Genomic DNA, 25,219 nt, shown 5'->3' on the forward strand with positions numbered 1-25,219 from the left:
AAAGTGGAAACCGGTTTTTGGATAAAGACATGCTTGAAAACAAATAAAGCATGTCTCCAAAAAGCGGGAGCCGGTATTGCTCAGTGCAGGTGCTTTAGCTTGTCCGGGTTGCGCACCACATAGATGCCGACAATCTTGCCGTCTTCTATATCGAGCGCCGTCGTCTGGATTTCCCCATCGGCTTCACGCGTGATGATGCCGGGCAAACCATTGATGAAGACCGTGCGCAAAAGCGTCGACTGATTGCCACGGAAATAGCCCGCCAGTTTTTCGTGGGTCTTCATCACCTCGTCGAAACCGAAAACAGGCTTCGGGAAAGCCGGGCGCTTGCCGCCGCCATCGGCCTGAAGGTTCACATCCGCAGCCAGCATCGCGCCAAGTGCATTCATATCGCCGCTGCGCGACGCCGTGAAAAAGGCCTGCGCCAGTTCAAGCCCGCGCTGCTTGTCGACCTGAAAACGGGGACGCTCCTCGCGCACATGCTTGCGGGCGCGTGCAGCAAGCTGGCGGCAGGCGGCAGCATCGCGTTGGATTGTTTTGGCTATTTCGTCGAAATCCAGCCCGAAGACATCGTGCAGCAGGAAGGCGGCGCGTTCCAGTGGCGAAAGACGCTCCAGCGCCAGCATGAGCGGAAGGGTGACATCGTCATCCGCTTCCTCTTCGACAACCGGATCGGGAATCCATGGCCCGAAATAGGTTTCGCGCTGGTTGCGCCCGGATTTCAGAAAATCGAGGCACAGGCGGGTAACGGTGCGGCGCAGAAAGGCTTCCGGCTCACGCACCTCGCTGCGGTCGGCGTTCATCCATCGGATGAACGCCTCTTGCACCATATCCTCGGCATCGGCAACCGAGCCCAACATGCGATAGGCGACGCGGATCAGTTTCGGGCGCAGCGGATCGAAGCTTTCGGCTGCATCGCCTTGCGAGGATATGTCGACCATCAGACGGCTGCCTTTACTGCGGGCTTCTTGGCTTCCGGTTCGAACCAGAGGCCGAAGCCAACCGCCATGCGGTTCCATCCATTGATGATATTGATCATCAGCGTAAGGTTCACTTGCTCCTCCTCAGTGAACTGTGCCTGCATGGCCGTGCGGGCGTCTTCCAGATCATGGCCTTGCGACAGGCGGGTCAGCGCGTCGACCCATCCCAGAGCCGCACGTTCGCGCGCAGAGTAGCATGGTGCTTCGCGCCATGCCGACAACAAATAAATGCGTTGTTCGGTCTCGCCCAGAGAGCGTGCTTCAAGCGTATGCATATTGATGCAATTTGCGCAGGCGTTAATCTGCGAGGAGCGGATTTTGACAAGCTCGATCAGGCTCGCTTCCAGACTGGATGCGATCGTCATCGAAGCGTTCATCCAGGACTTCATCGTGGCAGGGGCAACATTGAACGGGTTGAGCAGAGGGGTCATGATATCGTTCCTTTCGGTTCAAGGGGTTCGATAGACATGACGAGACAGCAATACCGAATGTGACATTCGACGGAAAAAATTTTGAGCCATGGAAAATTCGGCAGAACTTCCGCCCCCGGTCATTCCTGTAACCAGCTTTCTGCCCTCCCTCGCCTTCACAATCGCCAAGATTGACAACATACCAACTGGTCGGTATTATTTATTGGAAGCTTTATATCCGGCTATTTTAGAAGGGCGCGTTGGAAAGAAGCAGAAGAAAACTTGAACCGGGAGGCATCGGTTTACATTTGGGGCAACGAACGTGACATTGAGGAGAAACCGTCATGAACAATGCATCCACCACCAACAACAGTCCGGCACGTCCCATCATCACCGCATTTGAAAATTCACCTGATCGCGGCCGAGGGATGGCGCGCGATATGCCCGTTCGATGGGCACTTGAAGAGACCGGGCAGGACTATGATGTACGCCTCGTTTCGTTCGAAGCGATGAAAGCCCGCCCGCATCTTGATCTGCAACCGTTCGGGCAAATCCCTACCTATGAAGAAGGCGATCTGGCGCTGTTCGAATCCGGTGCAATCGTGCTTCATATCGCCGAACAAAATCCCGGCCTTCTGCCAGATGATGCCAATGGCCGGGCACGCGCAATCACATGGATGTTCGCCGCGCAGAGCACTATCGAGCCGGTAATCCTTGAGCGGGAAAGAGCTGGCTTTGTGGAGCGGCGGGAGAGCTGGTACGAACAGAGGATGCCTATCGTGGAGGCCTATATCCGCAAAAGGCTGGACGCACTTTCCGTTCGTCTCGGCAACAATGGCTGGCTCGACGGAGCCTTCAGTGCCGGTGATCTTCTGATGGTGACAGTGCTGCGGAGGCTGAAGAGTTCAGGCATGTTGAACGATTACCCGAACCTTGCGGCCTATGTTGTGCGCGGGGAAGCCCGCCCGGCCTTCAAGCGCGCATATGAGGCTCAGCACGCAGTGTTCCTCGCGGCATCGAAAGATTAAGCTTGTCTTGGCTGCCATCTATCCGCAGTCGAGTTCGCTCAATATCCATTCCCTGAATGCGCGGACCTTGGGCGTGTTGCGCCGCGACTTGGGATAGACGAGCCAATAAGCGCGCCCGTCATCACCAAGAATATCGAAGGGCTGGATAAGCTGGCCGGTGGCGATTTCGATCTGGTGGAAAGCGGGCGTAAGAATGCCGACACCCTGCCCCGCGACCGTCGCGCGCCCTTCAATATGCTGCGCTCCCAGCCGGCTCTGCGTATTGCCCTGCATTGGCGGGTTTTCGATCCCCGCCGCATTGAACCAGATTTTCCACCAGGGATCGCTCACATCGATTATCTTGAGCCGCAGAAGATCGGCAGGCTCTTTTACTCCGCCGATGGTCGCGGCCAAGGCAGGACTCAGCATCGGCGTGAAACTCGCCTTGATGAGCTGATGCGCTTCCAGCCCCGGCCATTTGCCGAAACCGCTCCTGATTGCGATATCGACATTGGTTGTCGCAAAATCGATCACGCTGTCGGACGTGTCAAGCCGGACCGCGAGCGACGGATGCCGCATCTGGAACGAGCCAAGCCTATGTGCCAGCCAGTTGGCGGCAAAAGTCGCGAGAACGCTGATCGTCAGTGTGCCCTCCGCATCTTCCCGCAGGCTGGCGAAGGCATTGCGCATCGTCTCGAACGCTTCCGTGATCGCGGGCGCAAGACATTTGCCGAGTTCGGTCAGCTCCACCTGCCGCGGCAGACGCAGAAACAGCGGCGCACCGACGCGCTCCTCCAATATCTTGATCTGATAGCTGACGGCAGCCTGCGTCATGCCCAGTTCTTCCGCGGCGCGGGTAAAACTGGCATGGCGAGCGGCGGATTCAAAAACGCGAATAGCCGATAAAGGGGGAAGCGCTGTCGTCATGATGCATAAGTCCTCCTTATGCATACTAATCGAGGTTCAATTGGAAAACAAAGGTTTTCAGGCGCATACCTATAGGCACAGTTTAACGAGCAACTGCCTCCCACAGCCGCTTCATTCGATAGGTAAGGTCATGAAAAACCTCGATTCTGCCTGCACAACCGCCACAGCGCCCACCATCAGCCATGGGGCAAACAGCGGCTGGAATGCGCTGTTCTTCCGTCTGTTTTCGCGCAAACGCACTTATACCGTCATCACCGAGCATTCACCGGAATATCTCCTGCGCGATATCGGCATCCGTGACGGGCGCACGCCATATCATTCGCGTGACGGCCATAAGCTGCCCGAATGGTGATGACTGTTTCAGGCGCTGATGACCGCAAAGCCCCGCGCTTTGAGGCCACGCCGGTCCTCATGCAGATTGCTGACGAGACGGCTGCGACTTCCGTCCAGATGTGCACTCATCAACGCCGTCGCCTTGTCGGCATCCCCTTCGCGCACCGCGTCGAGAATGGCGCGGTGTTCGGCCCAGGCGCGGGCGAGCGCGGCCTCGTCGCGCACCTCCAGCCAGCGCGCCCGTGAAAGGCGCTGCATGGCATCGCGCACGCCGCGGCTGAGAAATTCGTTACCGGACAGCCGCGCCAGTTCGATATGAAAATCCATGCCGATACGGTGCCATTCCTCGCGCGACGTATCCGCATCACAGCTATCCAGCATGGCCAAAATCAGTTCCACGCCGCTGCGATCTTCAAGTGCGCAGGTCAGTTTTAACGCGGCAATTTCCAGCGCTTCGCGATAAACGCCAATCTGCTCGATCTCGCTGAGATTGATCGGCGAGACTGTCCAGCCGCGCCCTTCGCGACAGATCAGCCCTTCCGCCTCCAGCCGCAAAAGTGCTGCGCGGATCGGCGTGCGTGAGGCGGCAAATTGCGCCTCTATCCAGCGCTCGGTCAAACGCTCGCCCGGCCCCAGTTCCAGACCGAGGATCATGTCGCGAAGTTGCGTTTCAACCTGCCTCATCTGTGACATCGGCGACCATTCTCCATTTTCGATCAGCACTGCAATTGACAAGCCTGATCAACAGGCGCATTCATGCATACCGTTTTGGTATCCCAAAATGGAATACATTGCAATCGCGAGACATGACATGAGCACCGCCCAAGCCGCTGCCAGCGATGAAACCGTCGCCACAGCCCGCCAGGAAAATGTGGCCACGGAAGAAAATCACGAACGCTACTGGAAGCAGAACCTGCTGATCTGCCTCATCGGTTCGTTCACCACGCTCATTGCCATGTCGCTGCTCCTCCCCTTCCTGCCGCTCTATGTGGAACAATTGGGCGTCACCGATCATGCAGCCATCGTGCAATGGTCGGGCGTTGCCTACGGCGCGACCTTTCTGGCAGCAGCCTTCGTCGCACCACTCTGGGGCAGGCTTGGTGATCGTTACGGGCGCAAGCTGATGCTGATCCGCGCGAGCCTCGGCATGGCCATCGCCATGTCGCTGATCGGAATGGTGACGAGCGTCTGGCAACTGGTGGCGCTGCGCCTGTTCGTGGGCATTGCGGGCGGCTATTCATCCGGTTCGATGATCCTCGTCGCCACGCAAACACCAAAGGATAAGACCGGCTGGGCGCTGGGCGCGCTTTCGGCCGGCATCATGGCGGGCAATCTCGCAGGACCGCTGCTCGGCGGCGCGCTGCCGCCGCTGATCGGCATTCGCGCAACCTTCTGGCTGGCAGGCGGTGTGATTTTCCTCACCTTTCTGGCCACCACATTTCTGATCCGCGAAGAGCGCAAACCGCCAAAGCCGACCAGGGAGCAGAAGGCGCAATCCATCTGGGCGGCCGTCCCCGACAGAAAGCCCGTTATCGCCATGCTGGTGACGGGCATGCTGCTGCTTTTCGCCAATATGTCGATCGAGCCGATCATCACCGTCTATGTGATCCAGCTCATGGACGACCAGACGAAAGTGACGCTCATTTCCGGTGTGGTGATGGCTGCTGCTGCACTCGGTAGCATCATGTCTTCCTCACGGATGGGTCGCCTTGCCGATCGCATCGGCCACACCCGCGTCATCATCGGGGCACTATCCGTTTCCGCACTGCTTCTGATCCCGCAGGCCTTCGTGACAGAAGCCTGGCAGTTGATCGGCCTGCGTTTTCTGATGGGGCTGGCGCTTGGTGGATTGCTGCCCTGCATCACCAGCGTCATCCGGCACAACGTCCCCGACCGCGTGGCGGGCGGCATCCTTGGGCTTTCCGTCTCGGCGCAATATGTGGGGCAGGTCGTAGGACCAGTGGCTGGCGGCTTTGTCGGCGGTCATTTCGGCATGCGCTCCGTGTTTCTCGGCACCTGCCTGATCATGGCTATCGGCGCATTTTATAACTGGACCGTCCTGCGCAAGAACCGATAGTTTCTGCCATCTCCCGAATCCCCAAGACCCAGGGCAGAACCAGGATGAAAGCACATATCTTCGCGCCTTTCGCAATGCTTGCCGAAAGCCTTCTGCCCCACGCGCTCGAACATGGCGAGGACGGGTCGCACGATCTGTCCCACCTTGCCCGCGTCTGGAAAAATGCCGCTGCAATCCAGCATCAGGAAGGCGGCAATGCCGAAGTGCTTTGCGCCGCAGCCCTGCTGCATGATTGCGTGAGCGTGGAGAAGAATTCGCCTGACAGAAACCGCGCTTCGCGACTGGCGGCGGAAAAGGCAACAACCTTGCTGCACAACCTCGGCTGGGATGACGCGCGCATCGGCCTTACCGCCCATGCGATTGAGGCGCACAGTTTTTCGGCCAATATCGAGCCTGTCACGACGGAGGCAAAAATCCTGCAGGATGCGGACCGGCTCGATGCCATCGGCGTCATTGGCGCTGCGCGGTGTTTCTACATTGCGGGCCGCATGGGCAGTGCGCTTTACGACTGGCGCGACCCGCATGCCGAAAACCGCCCACTGGATGACAAGCGCTTCGCGCTCGACCATTTCCGCACCAAACTGTTCGGCCTCGCCTCCGGCTTCAAGACGGAAACCGGAAAGCTGATGGCCGCTGAACGGCACAGTCGACTGGAAGCCATTTTTGATGATTTCCTTGCCGAAGCCGATGGCTAGATTGGTAGATTGTGGTTATGGCGAGCCGAAAATGGTGGAGTTTGAGCACCGGAAGCGCAAAACAACGCCATTTGCAGGCCGCCAGAGCCGCTGTCTCAGATTGAATAGCCACCGTCGATATTAAGTGCCGTCCCCGTCACCATGGAGGCGGCGTCCGAGGCCAGCCAGAGCGCAGCTTCCGCCACATCCTCCGGCGTTGAAAACCGGTCGAGAGGAATGGTGCGTTTCAGCGCCTCGCGCGCCTCTGGCGTATCTTCCTCCAGAAACAGTTTCAGCCCCTCGCCGTCGCTTTCAGCCGGGCAGATGCAGTTCACGCGGATATTCTTGTCCGCCAGCTCCAGCGCCATCGCCTTGGTCGCGCTGATGATCCAGCCCTTGGATGCGCTGTACCAAACCAATCCCTTGCGCGGACGCAATGCGGTTGCCGAAGCCGTATTGATGATGACGCCGCCGCCCTGATGCTCCATGATCGGCACAACGATCTGCGTCGAATAATAAAGCGCTTTCATATTCACGGACGAGATCAGGTCGAAACTATCCTCCGTCACTTCCGTCAGCGGCATGTTGCGATGCGTGAAACCGGCATTGTTGACCATGATGTCAATGCGGCCGAACGCTTCGAAGGCCGTGCGTGCCACGCGCTCCATATCGTCCTTGCGCGACACATCCGACTGCACGGAAAGAGCATTCTCGCCAATGTCGGCAAGCTCATCCTCGACACGTTTTACGTTCACATCAGCGAGAATGACCTTTGCACCTTCGGCTGCAAATCGGCGCGCCATGCCTGAACCGAAACCCGAACCGGCACCGGTAATGATTGCGACCTTATCCTGCAGCCTCTTCATGTCATTCTCCTTTTGAGCATTTCCCGTAAAGTGCAATCACTTGTATCCAGATTATTTGTTTCAATATGGCGTAAAGAGCCTGAACCAAAATGAACATGTCATGTATGCACAACCCGTTAATCCGTCAATTATGGCAGGGCACCTTCAATTTCGTGCGATTGCGGCATTGCGGCTGTTGAATTTAAATCGATTAGATAATAGACAAGGGCAGCTTGAAAATCGCATGCTGCCCACAGGCAGACTGATTTGCGCAAGAAGAGAAGAGAGCGATAGATGACCAGCCAGACAATTCCGGTAGAGCCTTTCGACTGCATCGTGTTCGGCGGTTCCGGCGACCTTGCCGAACGCAAGCTCATCCCGGCACTGTATCAGCGCCAGCGCGCAGGCCAGCTCACCGACCCGACGCGTATTATCGGCGCTTCACGCAGTGCCATGACCGATGAAGAGTACCGGCAGTTTGCCCGCGATGCCATTCATGAGCACGTCAAGCCTGCGGAAGTTGACGAGAAGCAGGTCGACGAATTTCTGAAGCGTGTCAGCTATGTTGCCGTCGACGCCAAGTCCGAAGAAGGCTGGGACGCGCTCAAAACCCTGATCGGCAAGAAGCCGGAAAAGATTCGCGCCTTCTATCTCGCGGTCAGCCCGACATTGTTCGGCGACATTGCCACGCGCCTGAAGGCGCATGGCCTGATTACCCGCGATACGCGCATCATCGTGGAAAAGCCGATCGGCCGCGATCTCGAATCCGCCATGACGCTCAATGATACGCTGGGCAGCGTTTTCCGCGAAGATCAGATCTTCCGCATAGACCACTATCTCGGCAAGGAAACCGTGCAGAACCTGATGGCGCTGCGCTTTGCCAACGCACTCTATGAGCCTCTGTGGAATTCCGCCCATATCGACCATGTGCAGATCACCGTTGCAGAAGCTGTCGGCCTTGAAGGTCGGGCCGGTTATTACAACACGGCGGGCGCATTGCGCGACATGGTGCAGAACCATATTCTCCAGCTTCTTTGCCTCGTTGCAATGGAGCCGCCTTCATCGATTGAAGCGGATGCCGTTCATGACGAGAAGGTCAAGGTTCTGCGCTCGTTGAAGCCGATCACCAATTCCAATGTCGAAGACGTGACCGTGCGCGGCCAGTATCGCGCCGGTGCTTCGGCTGGCGGCCCGGTGCGCGGCTATCTGGAAGACCTTGAGAGCGAGACCAGCAACACGGAGACCTTCGTGGCGCTGAAAGCTGAAATCGCCAACTGGCGCTGGGCGGGTGTGCCGTTCTATCTGCGCACCGGCAAGCGTCTGGCGACCCGTGTTTCGGAAATCGTCGTGACCTTCAAGCCGATCCCGCATTCCATCTTCGGCGAAAGCGCTGGCAAGGTCATGGCCAACCAGCTCGTCATCCGTCTGCAACCCGATGAAGGTGTGAAGCAGTGGCTGATGATCAAGGATCCGGGTCCGGGCGGCATGCGCCTGCGTCACGTGCCGCTCGACATGAGCTTTGCCGAATCCTTCAGCGAACGCAATCCGGATGCCTATGAACGGCTGATCATGGACGTCGTTCGCGGCAACCAGACCCTTTTCATGCGGCGCGACGAAGTCGAGGCTGCATGGCGCTGGGTCGATCCGATCCTTCAGGGATGGGAATTGAACAGCCAGCCTGTGCAGGGCTACACAGCAGGAACATGGGGCCCATCGTCCTCCATCGCGCTCATCGAGCGTGACGGGCGTACCTGGCACGAGAGCCTCTAAAAGCATTTCCAGCAAAAGTGCGCAGTGGTTTTGCGTAGGATAATGCGAAAAACAAAGAGATAGAGCGGCTTCACGATTTTATCCGATTGGAACCGCTCTGGTTTCTGCTTTGGAAAGGAATGGAATGAACATCGAACGTCACGACTTCACCAGCGGAACGGAACTGGCGCAATCGCTTTCTGAGGCAATTGCAATCAAGCTGGCAGCCGCAATCGCTGAGCGGGGGCAGGCCACACTGGCCGTCTCCGGCGGCACCACGCCGTTGAGACTGTTCGAGGTGCTCTCCCGCAAGATGATCGACTGGAACCTCGTCACGATCACCCTCGTTGACGAGCGTTTCGTACCTGTCGAAAGCGACCGCTCCAACGAAAAGCTGGTGCGCGAGCATCTTTTGCGCGATCATGCGGGCGTGGCCAGGTTCGTTGGCCTCTACAATCCGGCGGCGACGGCCGAAACGGCGGCGCTTGCCGCTGCCAGCCGTATCGACGCATTGCGCCGTCCGTTCGACGTGGTGGTGCTTGGCATGGGTAATGACGGTCATACCGCCTCCTTCTTTCCCGGTGCCGACCGGCTCGATCAGGCGATCGATCCGGCAACGCGGGCGCTCGTCCTGCCCATTCAGGCCGAAGGTGCTGGCGAAAAACGCCTGACCCTGACCCTTCCCATCATCACTGAAGCCGAAATGCTGGTTCTGCATATCGAAGGCGCTGCCAAGCAGGCAACGCTGGAAAAGGCGCTTTCCGGCGATGACGAGAATGAAATGCCCGTGCGGGCTGTCTTCCACCATGCGCGCACACCGATCCAGCTCTACTGGACAAGCTAAATTCGATTCAAGCCAGATTGGCACAGGTGATACCCATGCCCACCGATACGGCACATAAACGCATTCAGGAAATCACCGCGCGCATTCGCGAACGGTCCAAGCCGACGCGCGAGGCCTATCTTGGCCGTGTGCGCGAGGCTTCATCCAGCAAGCCAAAGCGCGCCGTTCTGGGCTGTGCCAATCTCGCGCATGGTTTCGCCGCCTGCGGCCCGCACGACAAGGCGGCGCTGATCGGCGACGAGATTCCAAACCTCGGCATCATCACCGCCTATAACGACATGCTGTCGGCGCATCAGCCATTCGAAACCTTCCCGCAGCTTATCAAGCAGGCTGCGCGCGAAGCGGGCGGCGTGGCACAGGTTGCAGGTGGCGTGCCAGCCATGTGCGACGGCGTCACGCAGGGTTTTGCGGGCATGGAATTGTCGCTGTTCTCCCGCGAGGTAATCGCGATGGCAACCGCCGTCGGCCTGTCGCACGATATGTTCGATGCAGCCGTCTATCTCGGCGTCTGCGACAAGATCGTTCCCGGTCTCATCATTGGTGCGCTGACTTTCGGCCATCTGCCCGCCGTGTTCGTGCCTGCCGGGCCGATGACCAGCGGCCTGCCCAATGACGAAAAGGCCAAGACCCGTCAGCTCTATGCCGAAGGCAAGGTCGGACGTGCCGAACTTCTGGAATCGGAATCGAAGTCCTATCATGGCCCCGGCACCTGCACCTTCTACGGCACGGCCAATTCCAACCAGATGCTGATGGAAATCATGGGCCTGCATCTGCCGGGTGCATCCTTTATCAATCCGGGCACGCCACTGCGTGATGCCTTGACCCGCGAAGCCGCCAAGCGCGCATTGGCGATCACCGCCTGCGGCAATGAATATACGCCGGTCGGCGAGATGCTGGACGAACGTTCGTTCGTCAATGGCGTCATTGGTCTCAATGCGACCGGCGGCTCGACCAACCATACCATCCACCTGATCGCCATGGCGGCGGCTGCCGGTATCAAGCTGACATGGCACGATATTTCCGAGATTTCGGATGTGGTGCCGCTTCTGGCACGTGTCTATCCGAACGGCCTTGCCGATGTGAACCATTTCCATGCCGCTGGCGGCATGGGCTTCCTGATCCGCGAATTGCTCGATGGCGGCATCCTGCATGAAGATGTGCGCACCGTGTTCGGTGAAGGTCTGCGGCCTTATGCGATCGAACCGAAGCTTGGCGCCGATGGCACCGTCGTGCGTGAGCCCGTGCCGGAAAAAAGCGGTGACGACAAGGTGCTGGCCAAAATCCATGCGCCATTCCAGCCGACCGGAGGCCTCAAGGTTCTGACCGGCAATATCGGCAATGCGATCATCAAGGTTTCCGCCGTGAAGCCGGAGCGTCAGGTCATCGAGGCACCTGCCAAGGTGTTCAACGATCAGGCAGAAATGCAGGCCGCGTTCAAGGCTGGCGAGCTGACCGGCGATTTCATCGCTGTGGTCCGCTATCAGGGCCCGAAGGCCAATGGTATGCCGGAGCTGCACAAGCTGATGACGGTTCTGGGCATTCTGCAGGATCGCGGCCAGCGTGTGGCCCTTGTCACCGACGGTCGCCTGTCCGGCGCGTCGGGCAAGGTTCCCTCCGCCATCCATGTCACGCCGGAAGCACTTGATGGTGGCGTCATCGGAAAAATCCGCGACGGTGATGTCATTCGTCTCGATGCCGTGAACGGCACTCTGGAAGTTCTCGTCAATCTCATGCTGTTGAATGATCGCGCCGAAGACCGCCCTGATCTTTCCGGCAATGAGCACGGCATGGGGCGCGAATTGTTCCGCGCTTTCCGCCAGATCGCCGGGCGGGCTGACGAAGGCGCTTCGGTGTTCTGAAAGCAGCCGGAATGAAATTAAGGCAAAACAGCAATTTTAGCTGTTTTGCCTCTCAAACCATCAAAACCGGAATAAAACTGCGCGCAAAGCACAGTTGAATTGTGTCAAAAAACCGGCTTTTTCACGCCAGCAGTGCGGCACGCCGAGGTAAGCGTGTTTGCCATCAGCATGGCGATGGTCATCGGACCGACGCCGCCCGGAACCGGCGTGATCGCTCCGGCGACCTTTTCGGCTTCCGCAAAATCGACATCGCCGACCAATCGTGTCTTGCCCTCACCCCGTTCGGGAGCCGGAATGCGATTGATACCGACATCGATCACCGTTGCGCCGGGCTTGACCCAATCGCCCTTGACCATTTGCGTACGCCCGACCGCCGCCACTAGAATATCCGCCGTGCGGGCAATCGCAGGCAGGTCCCTGGTGCGGCTATGAGCAACCGTGACCGTTGCATTGGCGGCGAGCAGCAGATTGAACATCGGCTTGCCGACAATATTGGAGCGCCCGATCACCACAGCATTGAGCCCCGAAAGATCACGGCCATGGACGCGCTCGATCATGATCATCGCGCCGGCTGGCGTGCAGGGAACGAAGGCGGTTTCCACCTCGCCAGTGCCAAGCTTGCCGACATTGATGAAGTGAAAGCCGTCAACATCCTTGTCGGGTGAAATTGTCTGGATCACCCGGCCTGAATCGATGTGCTTCGGCAACGGCAATTGCACCAGAATGCCGTGAATGGCGGGATCGTTGTTCAGGCTCTCGATCAGGTCGAGAAGCTCCTGCTCCGACGCCGTTTCCGGCAGATCGTGCTGCACCGAGTGGAAACCGCATTCCTTGGCCTTTCTGCTCTTGGACGCGACGTAGACCTGACTTGCCGGGTCTTCACCGACGATCACCACCGCAATGCCGGGCACAATGCCGGTTGCGGCCACGAGCTTTTCGGTTTCGGTCTTCACCGTGGAAACCACATCCTCGGCGAGCTTCTTGCCATCTATCAATTGAGCCATAGCGAGCGCTCCGTTCTTTTGTGATATCGGGCTTAAGTGTCTGGGAGATACACGACATCTTTTTCGTACACATGCCCATAAGCGTCATGACACCCGATGACAATTGGCGAATGCGCGACAATGCAGGATTTAATGAAGTTTCAGAACGCAAAGTCCTGCGAGAACCAGTCAGGGTCTCGTGATACGGGATGAGCGCACGTCGTCGATGGCACGACCGAGGGCGGCATTCTCCGTGGTGCGGTTGACGCCTTCATTCTCGGCTTCCCAGCGCGCATTGGCTTCGCGGATAACGGCAGCAAGCCGGGTTTCACCGTAGGGTTCCAGAACCTCTTCCGGCTCGGCTTCATTCCTGACCGACGACCGGGGCTTGCGACCGGCCAGCATCATCGAAAGAAGACCAAGCAAAAACCCGCCCAGCAATCCAAGGACGATAATCCATTGTGGGGAGAGGGTGCGCGGGTTCGGTTCCGCCATGGCTGGCATAACTATCCGCACTGTCGCCGCGGAACCCGCCGAGGCGCGTTCTCCCCGTGCCGCACGCATCTGCAAATCTTCAAACAATGCCTGCTTTGCCGCCGCATCGCGTTCCAGCATTTGCAGCCGGGCTTTGTCTTCATCCGTCGCAGGCGTCGAGCCGAAACCGGCAATGGCAGCCGCTGCCTTTTGCTCACGTTCGACTGCATTCTTAAGATCGGTTTGTAAAATGCTGCGCTGGCTGGAAATCTCCTTGTCGATTTCCGCTTCGATCTGGCTCGCTTCAGCCCCCTGTCCTGCGGCGCGATACCGCTCAACCAGTGCGCCCAGTGCTCCGGAACGCATGGTTTCAGGCACGCCCTTACCGGCGAGGCTCTCGGCGGTCGCGCCGTTCAGGCTGTTGGCCTCCGCTGCAATACGCGCTGTCTCGGCCTTGCTGTCGGCGAACTCGCGTTGAAGTGCGGCCTTGTTGTCGTCATCGCCAAAATCCCGGCTGACGCGAAAAACCGCAGCCGCTTGCTGCGCCGCTTCTGCATCGGCCTCCAGACTTTGCAGACGCGCCGGAAGATCGCCCTCAACCCCGTTCAACTCTCCGCCGCCCTGCAGATGATCGCGAAACGCCTGCGCAACGGCATTGGCCAAAAGTGCTGCCGTTTCCGGCCTGTCAGCCGTGGCATCGACATTGACCGTGCCACTGTCGAGCGCCTGTGTGAAATCAAGACGCTGGCGCAGCAATTGCACCCCCGATAGCTTTTTATGTCCAGCCACTGCTGGAGACTGCTGATCTTCGGGCAGCAATCGGGTCAGGCGAAAGCGCAACTCCTCCAGAAATGAAGGCGCGCCAAGATCGGCTGCACGCTCGATACGCGCCATCTGTGCGGCGCGCTCCAGAACAACATTCGAGGCAATTTCGCTGCGCCGCTCAGGCGGGAAAACTTGCAACGACGCCGTCGCGCCATATTGGGGCGGTTCCAGAACAGCATATGTGGTTCCGATAATTCCGCCCAGCATGGTGAAACCGGCCAGAAGTCCCCAGCGACGCCTGCGGCGCGGCAATTGTACCGGCTGTTCAGGTTCCGGGACGGTGGCTGATGCAGGTGATTCCGACGCGGACGGTTCCTTGATCGGGGCACCGTCAAGATTGGCTTGCAGCGCCTCCCGCACGGCATTCATCCGGCCCTGCATATCCGCCTTCGGATCGACCCGCTCGCTCTCTTCGGCGTCTAACAAATCCTGTTTGCGGCGGAGCAATTCCTCGCGGCGCCTTTGATGTTCGCGGTCTTCGTCATTGTTTCCGGTCGCACGGACGGATGGCACAGGCTCAAGGAATTCCGGCGCATAGGCCAGAAGTGGGCGCACAGCCGCACGTCTCCTCTCTCCGTCCCGTTCCACCATCGCTCCGTCCCGCTTTTCACCCGTGGCTATTGATCCAGATTAATATTCATCATGGCAAATAAACCGTTAAAATTGCAATTATATGTATTGATTCATACAGATAAATCAGGAGACAGCCATGAGTGCGGAAACGGAATACCCGATCGATCCAGCCCGACTTGGCGGCATAATCCAGTTTATCCAACATGCAGAACGGCTGAAAAGCACTTTGCGTTCCGGCCACACTTCTCAGGGCCGACCGGAAAGCACAGCCGAACATAGCTGGCGGCTATGCCTGCTGGTGATGCTGTTCGACCGGGAGCTGGGCGATTGCGACCGGCTGAAACTCATCAAGATGTGCATCATCCACGATCTGGGCGAGGCGATTTCCGGCGATGTACCCGCTATCCATCAATCCGCCGATGATGGACGAGCCGAGCGCGAAAAAGCCGACCTCATGACGCTATGCGCGCCGCTGCCGGACGATCTCAGCACCGAAATCATGGAGCTTTGGACGGATTACAGCGAAAGCAAATCGGCGGAAGCTATCTTTGCCAAGGGCTTTGATAAGCTTGAAACCATGATGCAGCACAATATCGGGCTCAATCCGCCGGATTTCGATTATGCGTTCAATCTCGATTACGGCGTCAAGCAGACGGCACGCCACCCGCTACTGCGCCAGTTCCGCGAAATCGTGGATGCGGAAACCCGGCGCAATGCAGAAAAACGTTAGCTCAGCGTCGCGAAGTGGCGCAGTGTGAAGGTGATCTGGTAAATCAGCGCAACGGCAGCGAAAACCGCATGATAGCGCCGGTTGCCCCAGAACACCGCAATCAGACTGAACAGGATGAAGCAAGCGACCTGAATGGGATATTCGATGCCGTAGAGCCGGTAGTGATCGGCTCCTTTCAGCAGCGTATCAATGAAATCGACCACATAGACCAGCGCCAGAATGCCGAAGAACCACTTGCGCCGTGAAATGAAATAATCGCGATAGCCGGTATATTCTTCCATACTGTCGGGGAAAAGCAGCGTGCTGAGCAGGAAATAAAGCCCAGCATAGAAGATAACGAACAGATACTTCTCGAAGGTCCAGAGTGGAATGGTTCGCAAGCTGAACTCGAACCACCAGAAATGAATGACGGAAAGCAGAATGAACCCCACCCACGCCAGATGGACCGGATAGATTTTCTGCTTGCCGGGATGCTGGATAAAGCGCGCCAATCCTGTCAAAAGGCGTGAAACGCACAGGCCCAGGATCATGCCGATAATAATACGGACGTGTCCGAAAGCTTCTGATGGCGGAACGCCTGTCGTCAAAGCCGGATCCATTGTCTCCCCATTCCAGCAACGCAAACAGGAACTGCTTCGTTGCTCTGTCCAGAATTCCAGATGGCAAGCATAATGGTCGATACCTTATGAGCAATAGGTAAACCGCACCGCAATAACCAAGCAGTACTTGGCAGGCAAATATCGTGCTTTTCGCCATACCGTCTTGCAGGTCGCAATCGCGCGGGTCTATATCCCGAAAGGAATGAGAAAAGGCGTACATGACGCTGTGCGCCGAGAATCAAACAGGTGGAACAATCACTATGCATGACACGGTAATTCTGGTCGGTTGCGGCAATATGGGCTTCGCCATGCTCAAGGGCTGGCTCGATAGCGGTATCCTCAAGGCGAAAGACGTTTATGTCGTGGAACCGACCGAAGCGCTTCGTGATCGCGCCGCTGGCGCGGGCGTCCATGCCTTTGCTGATGCTGAAGCCCTGCCCAACGATCTGAAGCCGCGCATGGTTCTCGTGGCTGTGAAGCCGCAGGTCATGGCACAGGTTCTGCCAGCCTATAAGCGCTTCGCACCCGCTGCCACTTTCGTCAGCGTTGCAGCCGGTATTCCGGTCGCCCTTTTTGAAAGCAAGCTTGGCCACGATGCAGCCATTCTTCGCTGCATGCCGAACACGCCTGCCGCCATCGGCAAGGGCATGTTGGTCACGTTCAGGAACGCCAATGTCACCGATGAAAATGAAGCCTTCGTCGCGCGCCTGCTTGAGACATCCGGCAAGGTCACCAGTGTGGATGATGAAGCGCTGATGGACGTCGTAACCGCCGTTTCGGGTTCCGGACCTGCCTATGTGTTCCACTTCATCGAGGCGCTGACCGATGCCGGTGTGACCGCCGGTCTGCCGCATGAAACGGCCGCACTTCTGGCCATGCAGACCGTGATGGGTGCAGGCGCTCTGGCCGATGCCAGCACGGACACGCCGTCAAAGCTGCGCGAACAAGTGACAAGCCCGAACGGCACCACCGCTGCCGCGCTCGAAGTTCTGATGGGCGGTGACCGCCTCAAGACGCTTGTGGCAGAAGCCGTGGAAGCTGCCCGCAAGCGTTCGGTGGAACTGGGCAAAAGCTAAACTGAGAGGCGGGGCACCGCTTCGATGAGCGCTTTGGTGACAGGCGCTTGCGGTACCGTTATCAGCTCCCGCGTCGGGCGGCATTCAACAATCTGCCCGCGCTCCATCACGGCGATACGGTCTGCCATCTGTGCCGCGACCGCGAGGTCGTGGGTGATGAAAAGATAAGCCGTCTGATCGGCTTTCTGTATGTTCCGCAACAGGTTGAGAATGGCGCCGCGCACGGTGACATCGAGCGCCGAAACCGCCTCGTCCAGCACGATCAGTGACGGAGCGGTTGCAAGAGCCCGCGCAATCGCGACACGCTGGCGCTGCCCACCGGAAATCTCATGGACGCCGCGCCGCGCCAGCGCCGGATCAAGGCCCACAGTTTGTAAAAGGATGGCAATATCGCGCTTAAGCCCGTGGATGCGCAGCGGCTCGCGCAGGAGATCATTGACGTTCGCACGCGGATTGAAGGCCGATAGCGGGTCCTGAAACACCATCTGCATACGCGCCCGCGCTTTGCGAAGATCAGCACCTTTGAGCGCCAGCCAGTCCCGGCCTTCAAAGCGGATTGCACCGCTTTCAAGCGGATGAAGCCGCAGCAGTGCCCGCGCCAGCGTGGACTTGCCGCTGCCGGACGGGCCAACCAGCGCCAATATCTCGCCCGGCTGGATCGTGAGGCTGACACCATCGAGCGCAAGGGCGTCGCCATAGCGCAAACTGAGATTGTCGGCTTTCAGAAGCGGATCAGCCATGGGCTGCCTCCAGCACCGGCACGGCGGCGATCAGCGCCTTCGTATAATCCGTTTGCGGGTTCGAGATGATAGTTTGTGCCGGGCCGAGTTCCACCAGCTTTCCCTGACGAAAAACCGCGATGCAGTCGACCAGTCCCGATGCCAAGGCGATGTCATGGGTGATGAAAATCAGTGTCATTCCATCTGCACGCACCAGTTCGCGCAAGAGCGAGACAATCTCCTTCTGCACGATGGTATCGAGTGCGCTTGTCGGCTCGTCGGCAATCAGCAGGCGCGGACCGGCGGCAATGGCGAGCGCAATCGCGATACGCTGTTTCTGCCCGCCGGAGAACTGATGCGGATAGCGCGCAAAACTTAGCTCCGGTTGCGGAATGTGGACACGTTTTAAAAGGCTTACTGCTTTGGCTTGCGCAGCCATCCTGTCGATTTTCGCATGAGCGCGGATCGTTTCGACAAGTTGCGCGCCAACCGTCATCAGCGGATCGAAGCTCGATGCCGGGTCCTGAAACACGAAGCCGATGTCGCGTCCCGGTCGCCGCTTGCCATCCGCCCAATCCATGCGGCCCGAAATGCGGGCATTGCCCGGCAGGAGCGAGGCCAAGGCCAGCGCCAGCGTGCTTTTGCCCGAGCCGCTTTCGCCAATGATCGCCAGTGTTTCACCGCGACGGACATCGAGGTCGATAGTCTCCAGCGCCATTTCACTTCCATAGTGCACGGAAAGCTGTTCCAGCCGGACAATCGCGTTCATGACTGCACCTCGCGCCGCGACATGGCGTTCGTCAGCCCTTCGCCCGCCAGATAGATGCCGATGACAGTCAATGCCAACGCCATGCCGGGCAAGATCGAAAGCCAGGGTGCGGAGCGCAAAACCGTGCGCCCCTCGGCAATCATGCCACCCCATGTGACGCGGTTCGGATCGCTTAAGCCCAGAAAGGACAGAGCCGCTTCGATCAATATGGCGGAAGCGACGACCACCGGCACCAGCGCCAGAACCGGCGGCAGAGCGTTGGGCAGTATCTGGCGGAAAGCGATTTCCATCGGATGCATGCCGATGACACGAGCCGAAGCCACGTAATCGCTTTCGTGGATTGTGAGCACCTGTCCGCGTGTGAGGCGCGCAGCCTGCGTCCAGCTTGAAAGCGCAATCGCGGCAATCAACACCGGCAGTGTCGGCCCGGCAATGCTGACCAGCGCCAGCGCAAGCAGAAAGCCCGGCACGGTCTGGAAGGCTTCCGTAATCCGCATCAGAACTTCATCGACGATACCGCCCGCAAAACCGGCCAGCGTCCCGATGATGCTGCCGAGGATAATTGAGGCCAAGGCAGCGGCCAGTCCCACGGCAAGCGAGGTGCGCGCGCCGTAGCAAAGTTCAGCCAGAACATCGCGCCCAAGCTGGTCGGTCCCGAAAATAAAATCTGTATTGTCAAAGGGTTGCAGCAGCGGCGTTGAGACGATGCTTAAAGGATCGGCAGGAAAGAGGAGAGGCGCGGAAAATGCGGCCAGCACCAGCAGCGTCAGCAGGATCGTGCCTGTTATACCTTCACCCGTTCTGAAATAACGTTTAGCCCCGCTCATGCCCTGCCGCCTCCGGTCGCGATACGTGGATCAAGCCAGAGATAGATCAGGTCGATAAGAAAATTGACCACAATCACCATGATGGCGCTGACCAGAATGACGCCGAGCAGCAGCGGCGTATCACGGCTTGCGACGGCCTCTTGTGCAAGCCTCCCCAGCCCCGGCACGGCGAAGACACTTTCGATGACCACGCTGCCGCCGAGCATGGATGCGGCCTGCAGGCCCAGTACAGTGACGACTGGCAGCAAGGCGTTCCGCGCCACGTGGCGCAGGACAATGCGCGAATGCGAGATGCCCCTTGCCCGCAAGGCGCGCACGAAATCCATGCGCCATATGTCGGCCATGGCGGCGCGCATGACCCGCAAGTAAAGTGCCAGATAGATCACCGCCAGCGAAACAACCGGCAGTACCAGATGAACTGCAATGTCGCCTGCCCGCGCCAGCCCATGCTTGCCGGAAGCGATTGTTTCAATGCCGCTCGACGGCAACCAGCGCAGCCTGATCGAAAACAGGATGACCAGCACGAGCGCCAGCCAGAAACCAGGGATCGCATAAAGGACCAGCGATGCAACGGATAGAAACCGGTCACGAAAGCTTCCGGGCTTTGCACCTGCCACAATCCCGAGGAGCGAGCCCACGGCAAAAGACAAGGCGGTCGCCGCGCCCATCAAAAGAAGCGTGTTGGGCAGGCGTTCCAGAATGACGTCGAGAATGGGCCGGTTGAAACTGACGGACCAGCCAAGATTACCCTGCGCAAGAGCTGCCAGATAGGCCCCGAGCCGATGCCAGACCGACTGATCCAGCCCCCAGCGCGCCCGCATTTCGGCAATCGTTGCCGCATCGCCGCCGAATGTCACTGCATAGGCGTCGACGGCATCACCCGGCGCGCTTTCCAGCATAAAAAAGCAACCGACAATGACAATCAGCAGCACGACAATGCTGCCGACCAGACGTTTGCGGAAAAGGGCCAGAATCTGTCTCACGGCGGCAAGATACAATCAATCTGGTTGCTTCGTCACTGCTCCAGCCACGTATCCGCCCAATTGGAAACAGCCCAGCGCGGATTGTTGGAAACATTCTTCACGCGGTCGCTGGCAACGGTGATGAAACCCCATTCCGCAACATTGATGAGCGGCAAATCCGCCTCCACCATCTGCTGGAGCTGATGGTAGAGCGCCGTTCGCTTTTCCTCATCGATTTCGCGTGCGGCTTTGGCGATCAGTGCGTCCAGTTCAGCATTGGCATAGCCGCCCTGATTGGAAAACGGCACGCCTACCGGGATACCGCTTTCGACCAGAATTGTCGTCGATATGGCCGGATCGCCGCGATAAACCATCGGTGCAATCGCCAGATCGAAGTCATGATCGGTGTAAACTGCCTTCTGGTGCGCGGCGGAATCATTATTGACGATGCGCGCATCGATGCCGACAGCAGCAAGCGCCTGACGCAGATAATCGCCGAACTGTTTCGTTTCATTGAAATAGGGCGCAGGAAGAAGCTTGAGCGCGAAGCGTGTGCCGTCCTTGCCCCGCTTGTAACCAGCCTCGTCCAGAAGCGTATTGGCCTTCGCGACGTCGAACGGATAGGACGGCACGTCATCGGTATAAAACTGGCTGTCATAACGCGGCACAGGATCAGTCGAGGTTTTGGCATAACCGAGGAAAATCGTCTTCACCACAAATTCGCGGTCGATGGCATGAGCGATCGCCTGCCGAACCTTCAGGTCCGCCAGCTCCTTGCGGCGGTGGTTGATCTCCACCACAAGCTGGTAAGTCAGCGCCTCATAGCCTTTCGAAATCACCGTCAGGCCCGGAACCTTCGAAATGCGGTCCAGATCGGCGAGCGGCACGGCGGAAAAAGCGGCAAGATCGATTTCTTCGGCCTCCAGCGCGCCTGCCGCTGCGGCACGGTCCGGCAGCACGCGATAGACGATCTCATCCAGATAGGGCTCACCCTCGCCCCAATAATCATCGTTCCGTGTCAGCCGGTAATATTCTCCGGTCTTGTGCTCGGCATATTTGAACGGACCGGTTCCGACGAGCTTCTCATTGGCCGGATTGGCCATGATATCACTGCCCGCAAAGACGTGCTTCGGCAGCACTGCGGTCAATGCCGGTAAGGCATTACGGATAAGCTGGAAGGGCGTCGGCTCGGAGAAATGGAAGATGGCGGTAAGATCATCCGGCGTTTCAACCTTCTCCAGCGCCTTGAACACAACACGTCCCAGGTTTTGCAACGGCTTCCAGACTTCCATGGCCGAAAATGCCACATCCGCCGATGTAAACGGCTTGCCGTCATGCCATTTGACGCCTTCGCGCAGGTGGAACGTTGCCGTCAGCCCGTCGGTCGAACCTTCCCAGCTCATGGCAAGCCGTGGCGTGAGACCATTTTCACCTTCGAAAGACGCTTCCGCCAGAGGCTCGACCACCTTGCTTGCGACGAAGAAAACGCCATTGGACGCGACGATGGCCGGGTTCAGATTACGTGGTTCTGAATCTGCGGCCACCACCAGCCGTCCGCCTTTCTGCGCCTCCCCAGCCGCATTCGACCGTTGCGGCCAGATGGCGATCACGGCCAAAGCGGTCGACCCCGCCAGAAAAGCCCTACGCGACAGAACCAGTTGAGCCATATCCATTGCCCCGCAATCACATTTTCATTCTCTGACTTTTTTATACCAGTCGCCCATAAATGACAGGATCAAAACCTGTCACCCGAACAATAAATGTCGAAAAACACTTCATTTTTCGGCATCTTTAACCGTCAAGTAAAAATAATATTTCAACGGTTTGCTAGCTTATTATTGCAGTATTTCAACCTATACGTTTGAATTATTTTTCCGATAAAATCCAATTTAAAGAAAATCCCCTCTTGCCAAACAGGCATTCTTCCGTAGATCATGGTTAATTATGTGTTGTCGTATTTCGTGAGCTTCCATTTCGACACGGCGCACATAGACCAGTGAAGAGCAATTCATGGCTCTTGTTTGAATGCATTTGTCAGCCCCAATTCAATCATCTGGCGGCAAATGCCCCCTAATTACTCGCGCATCGTGTTCCGAAAACCGTTTCAGACTTTTCGGGATGCGCTCTAAAGCTAAACCACATTGGAAGAGAGGAAACAGAAATGTCCAGTTTGCTGCCCCCGCTTCATGACGGTCATGCACCGATCTATCTTCATCACGCGTTCCAGGATGCGGTTGATGCTTATGAAGATTGGACCCCGGAAACGGCTGAGCCTGTTGTTCGGGTCAATGGCAAGACTACTCGTATCAGCGTCGTCTTTCGCCGCCTGTGGAACTGCACCGATATGGTGCCGCGCCACACGTTGGAAGCGCTGAGGGATATCGTCCCGACCGGCATTATTCTTGCCGAGCACTGGAAGGAAACGCCCACATTCGCAGAAGCTGCCCGCATCATGCGTGCCGCCCTGGAAGGGCGCAAGGCACGACGGCTCCCGGTCGTGTGCTGATTTTCCTGAAACCGACAATGAAAACGGGCGGATTTTCCGCCCGTTTTGCATTTCTCGCTCTGAAACAACGCGCTCTAGAGCATAATCCGACCGGAGTGAAACGAGGACGATCAAGATTATGCTTGAAATAGAAGAAGTTAGAGCGCCGGCCTGATCCAATCAGATCGAAACGCGCTCTAAACGACAGGATCAAGCTTGCGGAACCGCACGCGGGCGCTGCGTTCTATGGCTGCAACAGTCAGCTCATCGAGCGTCCAGCGGTCACGCAACATCTGGAGGAACTCCAGCTCCTCCTGCTCCACATGCAGATCGGCGGCGGCCACCTCGACAGCCAGCGCATAGGCCGTATCGTAGAGGCGTTCCGGCAAGGCTTCATGAGCGAGGTCGAGAATTTTCTCAAGGCCGTCTTCGTACGCCAGCAATGCATAGCAATCATTGGCAAGCTGCGGCAGACGCCCGGTATCGAAACCACGGAAAACCGGCAGGCGCGTCACCACATTGCCGATGGATTCCAGTTCGGCATCGGTCATGGTGGTGTCGGCTGCAGACGTCGTAATCATGATATAGACGAGTGCATCCTGCGGGGTGATCTTTTTCATCGCGTACTCCTGCACAACAATGGCCGGAATCAACTCCAACGGCCCAAATTGGTTTGAAAGTTAGGAAGCCGCATCCCGTTGCGCAAGGAAATTCGGTCGCAACCGTTGACGGACAGTGGTTGCCGCGCCATAGAGCAGTATGCGCCTCCCTTATGCGCAAGTTTTCAACGAATAGAGCCCTTCACAGGATTAAACCATGACCTCGCACCGCCTTCCCGAAATCACGCTGACCCCGGAACTGACCGCGGCGGCTGCGGAAGCGAAAGCATGGCCTTTTGAAGAGGCGAAGAAAATCCTCAAACGCTATGCCAAGACCGGCCTGCCGGACACGGTGATCTTCGAGACCGGCTATGGTCCTTCCGGCCTCCCGCATATCGGCACATTCGGCGAAGTGGCGCGCACGTCGATGGTGCGTCATGCCTTCCGCATTCTGACCGAAGACAAGGTCAAGACGCGCCTGATCTGCTTCTCGGACGATCTCGACGGCATGCGCAAGATTCCGGACAATGTGCCGGACAAGGCAGCGCTTGAGCCCTATCTGCAAATGCCGCTTTCAACCGTCCCGAACCCGTTCGGCGGCGACTACAAGAGCTTTGCGGATCACAACAACGCCATGCTGTGCCGCTTCCTCGACACTTTCGGCTTCGATTACGAATTCGCCAGCGCGACCGAATACTATAAGTCCGGCAAGTTCGACGCCGTGCTTCTCAAGGCCGTCGAGCGCTATGACGACATCATGAAGGTGATGCTGCCGACGCTCGGCGAAGAGCGTCAGGCCACCTATAGCCCGTTCCTGCCGATCTCGCCCAAGTCCGGTCGCGTGCTTTACGTGCCGATGAAGAGCGTGGATGCCAAGGCTGGCACCATCACGTTCGACGATGAGGACGGCGTTGAAACCACCCTGTCCGTCACGGGCGGCAAGGTGAAGCTGCAGTGGAAGCCGGATTTCGGCATGCGCTGGGCAGCGCTCGGCGTCGATTTCGAAATGTTCGGCAAGGACCACCAGACCAATGCGGGCGTTTATGACCGCATTTGCGAAATCCTCGGCGGTCGCGCGCCGGAACATTTCGTCTATGAACTGTTCCTCGACCAGCTTGGCCAGAAGATTTCCAAGTCCAAGGGCAACGGCATTTCCATCGATGAATGGCTGGCCTATGCGCCGACAGAAAGCCTTGCGCTCTACAACTTCCAGAAGCCGAAGACCGCCAAGCGGCTCTATTTCGATGTCATCCCGAAAGCGGTGGACGAATATTTCACCTATCTCTCGGCCTATGAGCGTCAGGAATGGAAGGACCGGCTGAACAATCCTGTCTGGCACATTCATTACGGCAACCCGCCGAAGGTGAACCTGCCGGTTACCTTCGCGCTGATGCTCAATCTGGTCAGCGCATCGAATGCCGAAAGTCCAGCAGTTCTCTGGGGTTTCATCTCGCGCCACGTGCCGGGCGTAACACCGGAAAACAACCCGGAACTCGACGCGCTCGTCGGCTATGCGATCCGTTACTTCAACGATTTCGTGAAGCCGACCAAGCAGTTCCGCGCGCCTGACGATGTAGAGCGCGCAGCGCTTGAAGCGCTGGATGCCAAGCTTGCAACGCTGCCTGCCGGCAGCGATGGCAACGACATCCAGAATGCCATTCTCGATGTTGCCCGCGCCATCGAGCGTTATCAGGACCACACCAAGAAGAGCCCGGAAGGCGGTCCCGGTGTTTCGGTTTCCTTCTTCCAGATGCTCTATGAGGTGCTGATCGGCCAGGAACGCGGACCGCGCTTCGGCTCTTTCGTTGCGCTTTACGGCATCGACGAAACCCGCGCGCTGATCAAAAAGGCGCTGGCTGGCGCACTGGCGTAAGCTTCAAGATACGGAACGAA

The 25,219-nt window shown here is 58.0% G+C and carries 25 protein-coding genes; 11 read left to right on the forward strand and 14 right to left on the reverse strand.

What is annotated here, in order from left to right; translation table 11 throughout:
- Nucleotides 1-80: 80 nt before the first annotated feature.
- A complete protein-coding gene (locus ACYSN1_RS11185; protein WP_461725721.1) occupies nt 81-941 on the reverse strand; it encodes a sigma-70 family RNA polymerase sigma factor in 861 nt (286 codons plus the stop codon).
- Nucleotides 941-1,411: a carboxymuconolactone decarboxylase family protein gene (locus ACYSN1_RS11190; RefSeq protein WP_461725722.1), complete on the reverse strand. Its 471-nt coding sequence runs from the start codon at nt 1,409-1,411 to the stop codon at nt 941-943. The genes ACYSN1_RS11185 and ACYSN1_RS11190 overlap by 1 nt, the downstream gene beginning before the upstream one ends.
- Before the next feature lie 323 nt (nt 1,412-1,734).
- On the opposite strand from ACYSN1_RS11190, the gene ACYSN1_RS11195 reads away from it, so the two are divergent.
- Complete coding sequence (locus tag ACYSN1_RS11195) at nt 1,735-2,418, forward strand: glutathione S-transferase family protein (protein ID WP_461725723.1); 684 nt, start codon at nt 1,735-1,737, stop codon at nt 2,416-2,418.
- A gap of 18 nt (nt 2,419-2,436) precedes the next feature.
- Here the strand turns inward: ACYSN1_RS11195 and gcvA are convergent, their stop codons facing one another.
- Nucleotides 2,437-3,324 carry a transcriptional regulator GcvA gene (gene gcvA / locus ACYSN1_RS11200; protein WP_461725724.1) on the reverse strand — a complete coding sequence of 296 codons (888 nt, stop codon included), beginning with the start codon at nt 3,322-3,324 and terminating at the stop codon, nt 2,437-2,439.
- Between the two features lie 130 nt (nt 3,325-3,454).
- Here gcvA and ACYSN1_RS11205 point away from each other — a divergent pair, with 130 nt between their 5' ends.
- Nucleotides 3,455-3,676: a hypothetical protein gene (locus tag ACYSN1_RS11205; RefSeq protein WP_461725725.1), complete on the forward strand. Its 222-nt coding sequence runs from the start codon at nt 3,455-3,457 to the stop codon at nt 3,674-3,676.
- A gap of 8 nt (nt 3,677-3,684) precedes the next feature.
- Here ACYSN1_RS11205 and ACYSN1_RS11210 read toward each other — a convergent pair whose 3' ends face one another.
- The gene (locus tag ACYSN1_RS11210) at nt 3,685-4,350 is read right to left on the reverse strand and encodes a GntR family transcriptional regulator (RefSeq protein WP_461725726.1); all 666 of its coding nucleotides are present in this window, start codon (nt 4,348-4,350) and stop codon (nt 3,685-3,687) included.
- A gap of 118 nt (nt 4,351-4,468) precedes the next feature.
- Between ACYSN1_RS11210 and ACYSN1_RS11215 the strand changes: the two genes are divergently transcribed.
- Both ACYSN1_RS11215 and ACYSN1_RS11220 read left to right on the forward strand, forming a co-directional pair.
- Nucleotides 4,469-5,734, forward strand: a complete 1,266-nt coding sequence (locus tag ACYSN1_RS11215) for a multidrug efflux MFS transporter (RefSeq protein WP_461725727.1) — start codon at nt 4,469-4,471, stop codon at nt 5,732-5,734.
- Between the two features lie 44 nt (nt 5,735-5,778).
- A complete protein-coding gene (locus ACYSN1_RS11220) occupies nt 5,779-6,429 on the forward strand; it encodes an HD domain-containing protein (protein ID WP_461725728.1) in 651 nt (216 codons plus the stop codon).
- Nucleotides 6,430-6,524: 95 nt separating this feature from the next.
- On the opposite strand, the gene ACYSN1_RS11225 is transcribed toward ACYSN1_RS11220, so the two are convergent.
- Nucleotides 6,525-7,274 (reverse strand): SDR family oxidoreductase, encoded by a 750-nt coding sequence (locus ACYSN1_RS11225; RefSeq protein WP_461725729.1) that lies wholly within the window; start codon nt 7,272-7,274, stop codon nt 6,525-6,527.
- Between the two features lie 273 nt (nt 7,275-7,547).
- On the opposite strand from ACYSN1_RS11225, the gene zwf reads away from it, so the two are divergent.
- The 3 genes from zwf to edd all read left to right on the forward strand — a co-directional run bounded on the left by zwf (nt 7,548) and on the right by edd (nt 11,705).
- A complete protein-coding gene (gene zwf, locus ACYSN1_RS11230; protein ID WP_140018885.1) occupies nt 7,548-9,023 on the forward strand; it encodes a glucose-6-phosphate dehydrogenase in 1,476 nt (491 codons plus the stop codon).
- Between the two features lie 124 nt (nt 9,024-9,147).
- The gene (gene pgl, locus ACYSN1_RS11235) at nt 9,148-9,846 is read left to right on the forward strand and encodes a 6-phosphogluconolactonase (RefSeq protein ID WP_461725730.1); all 699 of its coding nucleotides are present in this window, start codon (nt 9,148-9,150) and stop codon (nt 9,844-9,846) included.
- Nucleotides 9,847-9,881: 35 nt separating this feature from the next.
- Entirely contained in the window at nt 9,882-11,705 is a 1,824-nt protein-coding gene (gene edd / locus ACYSN1_RS11240) for a phosphogluconate dehydratase (RefSeq protein ID WP_461725731.1), read from the forward strand.
- Between the two features lie 104 nt (nt 11,706-11,809).
- On the opposite strand, the gene folD is transcribed toward edd, so the two are convergent.
- Both folD and ACYSN1_RS11250 read right to left on the reverse strand, forming a co-directional pair.
- Complete coding sequence (gene folD / locus ACYSN1_RS11245; protein WP_461725732.1) at nt 11,810-12,709, reverse strand: bifunctional methylenetetrahydrofolate dehydrogenase/methenyltetrahydrofolate cyclohydrolase FolD; 900 nt, start codon at nt 12,707-12,709, stop codon at nt 11,810-11,812.
- A 168-nt stretch (nt 12,710-12,877) separates the two neighbouring features.
- Nucleotides 12,878-14,578, reverse strand: a complete 1,701-nt coding sequence (locus ACYSN1_RS11250; RefSeq protein WP_461725733.1) for a GNVR domain-containing protein — start codon at nt 14,576-14,578, stop codon at nt 12,878-12,880.
- Nucleotides 14,579-14,696: 118 nt separating this feature from the next.
- Between ACYSN1_RS11250 and ACYSN1_RS11255 the strand changes: the two genes are divergently transcribed.
- The gene (locus tag ACYSN1_RS11255) at nt 14,697-15,290 is read left to right on the forward strand and encodes an HD domain-containing protein (RefSeq protein WP_461725734.1); all 594 of its coding nucleotides are present in this window, start codon (nt 14,697-14,699) and stop codon (nt 15,288-15,290) included.
- Here ACYSN1_RS11255 and ACYSN1_RS11260 read toward each other — a convergent pair.
- A complete protein-coding gene (locus ACYSN1_RS11260; RefSeq protein WP_109989559.1) occupies nt 15,287-15,889 on the reverse strand; it encodes a hypothetical protein in 603 nt (200 codons plus the stop codon). The genes ACYSN1_RS11255 and ACYSN1_RS11260 overlap by 4 nt on opposite strands.
- Nucleotides 15,890-16,149: 260 nt before the next feature.
- Between ACYSN1_RS11260 and proC the strand changes: the two genes are divergently transcribed.
- The gene (gene proC / locus ACYSN1_RS11265; RefSeq protein ID WP_461725735.1) at nt 16,150-16,965 is read left to right on the forward strand and encodes a pyrroline-5-carboxylate reductase; all 816 of its coding nucleotides are present in this window, start codon (nt 16,150-16,152) and stop codon (nt 16,963-16,965) included.
- On the opposite strand, the gene ACYSN1_RS11270 is transcribed toward proC, so the two are convergent.
- From ACYSN1_RS11270 to ACYSN1_RS11290, 5 genes are read right to left on the reverse strand one after another with little or no spacing between them, the layout of a single operon-like run.
- Nucleotides 16,962-17,705 carry an ABC transporter ATP-binding protein gene (locus tag ACYSN1_RS11270; protein ID WP_461725736.1) on the reverse strand — a complete coding sequence of 248 codons (744 nt, stop codon included), beginning with the start codon at nt 17,703-17,705 and terminating at the stop codon, nt 16,962-16,964. The two genes, proC and ACYSN1_RS11270, sit on opposite strands and share 4 nt — an antisense overlap.
- Nucleotides 17,698-18,453, reverse strand: a complete 756-nt coding sequence (locus ACYSN1_RS11275; protein ID WP_461725737.1) for an ATP-binding cassette domain-containing protein — start codon at nt 18,451-18,453, stop codon at nt 17,698-17,700. Before ACYSN1_RS11275 ends, ACYSN1_RS11270 begins: the two co-directional genes overlap by 8 nt.
- Nucleotides 18,450-19,280: an ABC transporter permease gene (locus ACYSN1_RS11280; protein WP_461725738.1), complete on the reverse strand. Its 831-nt coding sequence runs from the start codon at nt 19,278-19,280 to the stop codon at nt 18,450-18,452. Before ACYSN1_RS11280 ends, ACYSN1_RS11275 begins: the two co-directional genes overlap by 4 nt.
- Entirely contained in the window at nt 19,277-20,278 is a 1,002-nt protein-coding gene (locus ACYSN1_RS11285) for an ABC transporter permease (RefSeq protein ID WP_461725739.1), read from the reverse strand. Before ACYSN1_RS11285 ends, ACYSN1_RS11280 begins: the two co-directional genes overlap by 4 nt.
- Nucleotides 20,279-20,295: 17 nt before the next feature.
- Complete coding sequence (locus tag ACYSN1_RS11290; protein WP_461725740.1) at nt 20,296-21,909, reverse strand: ABC transporter substrate-binding protein; 1,614 nt, start codon at nt 21,907-21,909, stop codon at nt 20,296-20,298.
- A gap of 494 nt (nt 21,910-22,403) precedes the next feature.
- Here ACYSN1_RS11290 and ACYSN1_RS11295 point away from each other — a divergent pair, with 494 nt between their 5' ends.
- Entirely contained in the window at nt 22,404-22,748 is a 345-nt protein-coding gene (locus ACYSN1_RS11295) for a BRA0787 family protein (RefSeq protein WP_105543996.1), read from the forward strand.
- A 176-nt stretch (nt 22,749-22,924) separates the two neighbouring features.
- On the opposite strand, the gene ACYSN1_RS11300 is transcribed toward ACYSN1_RS11295, so the two are convergent.
- Nucleotides 22,925-23,347, reverse strand: a complete 423-nt coding sequence (locus tag ACYSN1_RS11300) for a tellurite resistance TerB family protein (RefSeq protein ID WP_061346917.1) — start codon at nt 23,345-23,347, stop codon at nt 22,925-22,927.
- A gap of 196 nt (nt 23,348-23,543) precedes the next feature.
- Between ACYSN1_RS11300 and ACYSN1_RS11305 the strand changes: the two genes are divergently transcribed.
- The gene (locus ACYSN1_RS11305) at nt 23,544-25,199 is read left to right on the forward strand and encodes a lysine--tRNA ligase (RefSeq protein ID WP_461725741.1); all 1,656 of its coding nucleotides are present in this window, start codon (nt 23,544-23,546) and stop codon (nt 25,197-25,199) included.
- Nucleotides 25,200-25,219: the final 20 nt, after the last annotated feature.

It is taken from the genome of Brucella sp. LJL56, assembly GCF_054871705.1.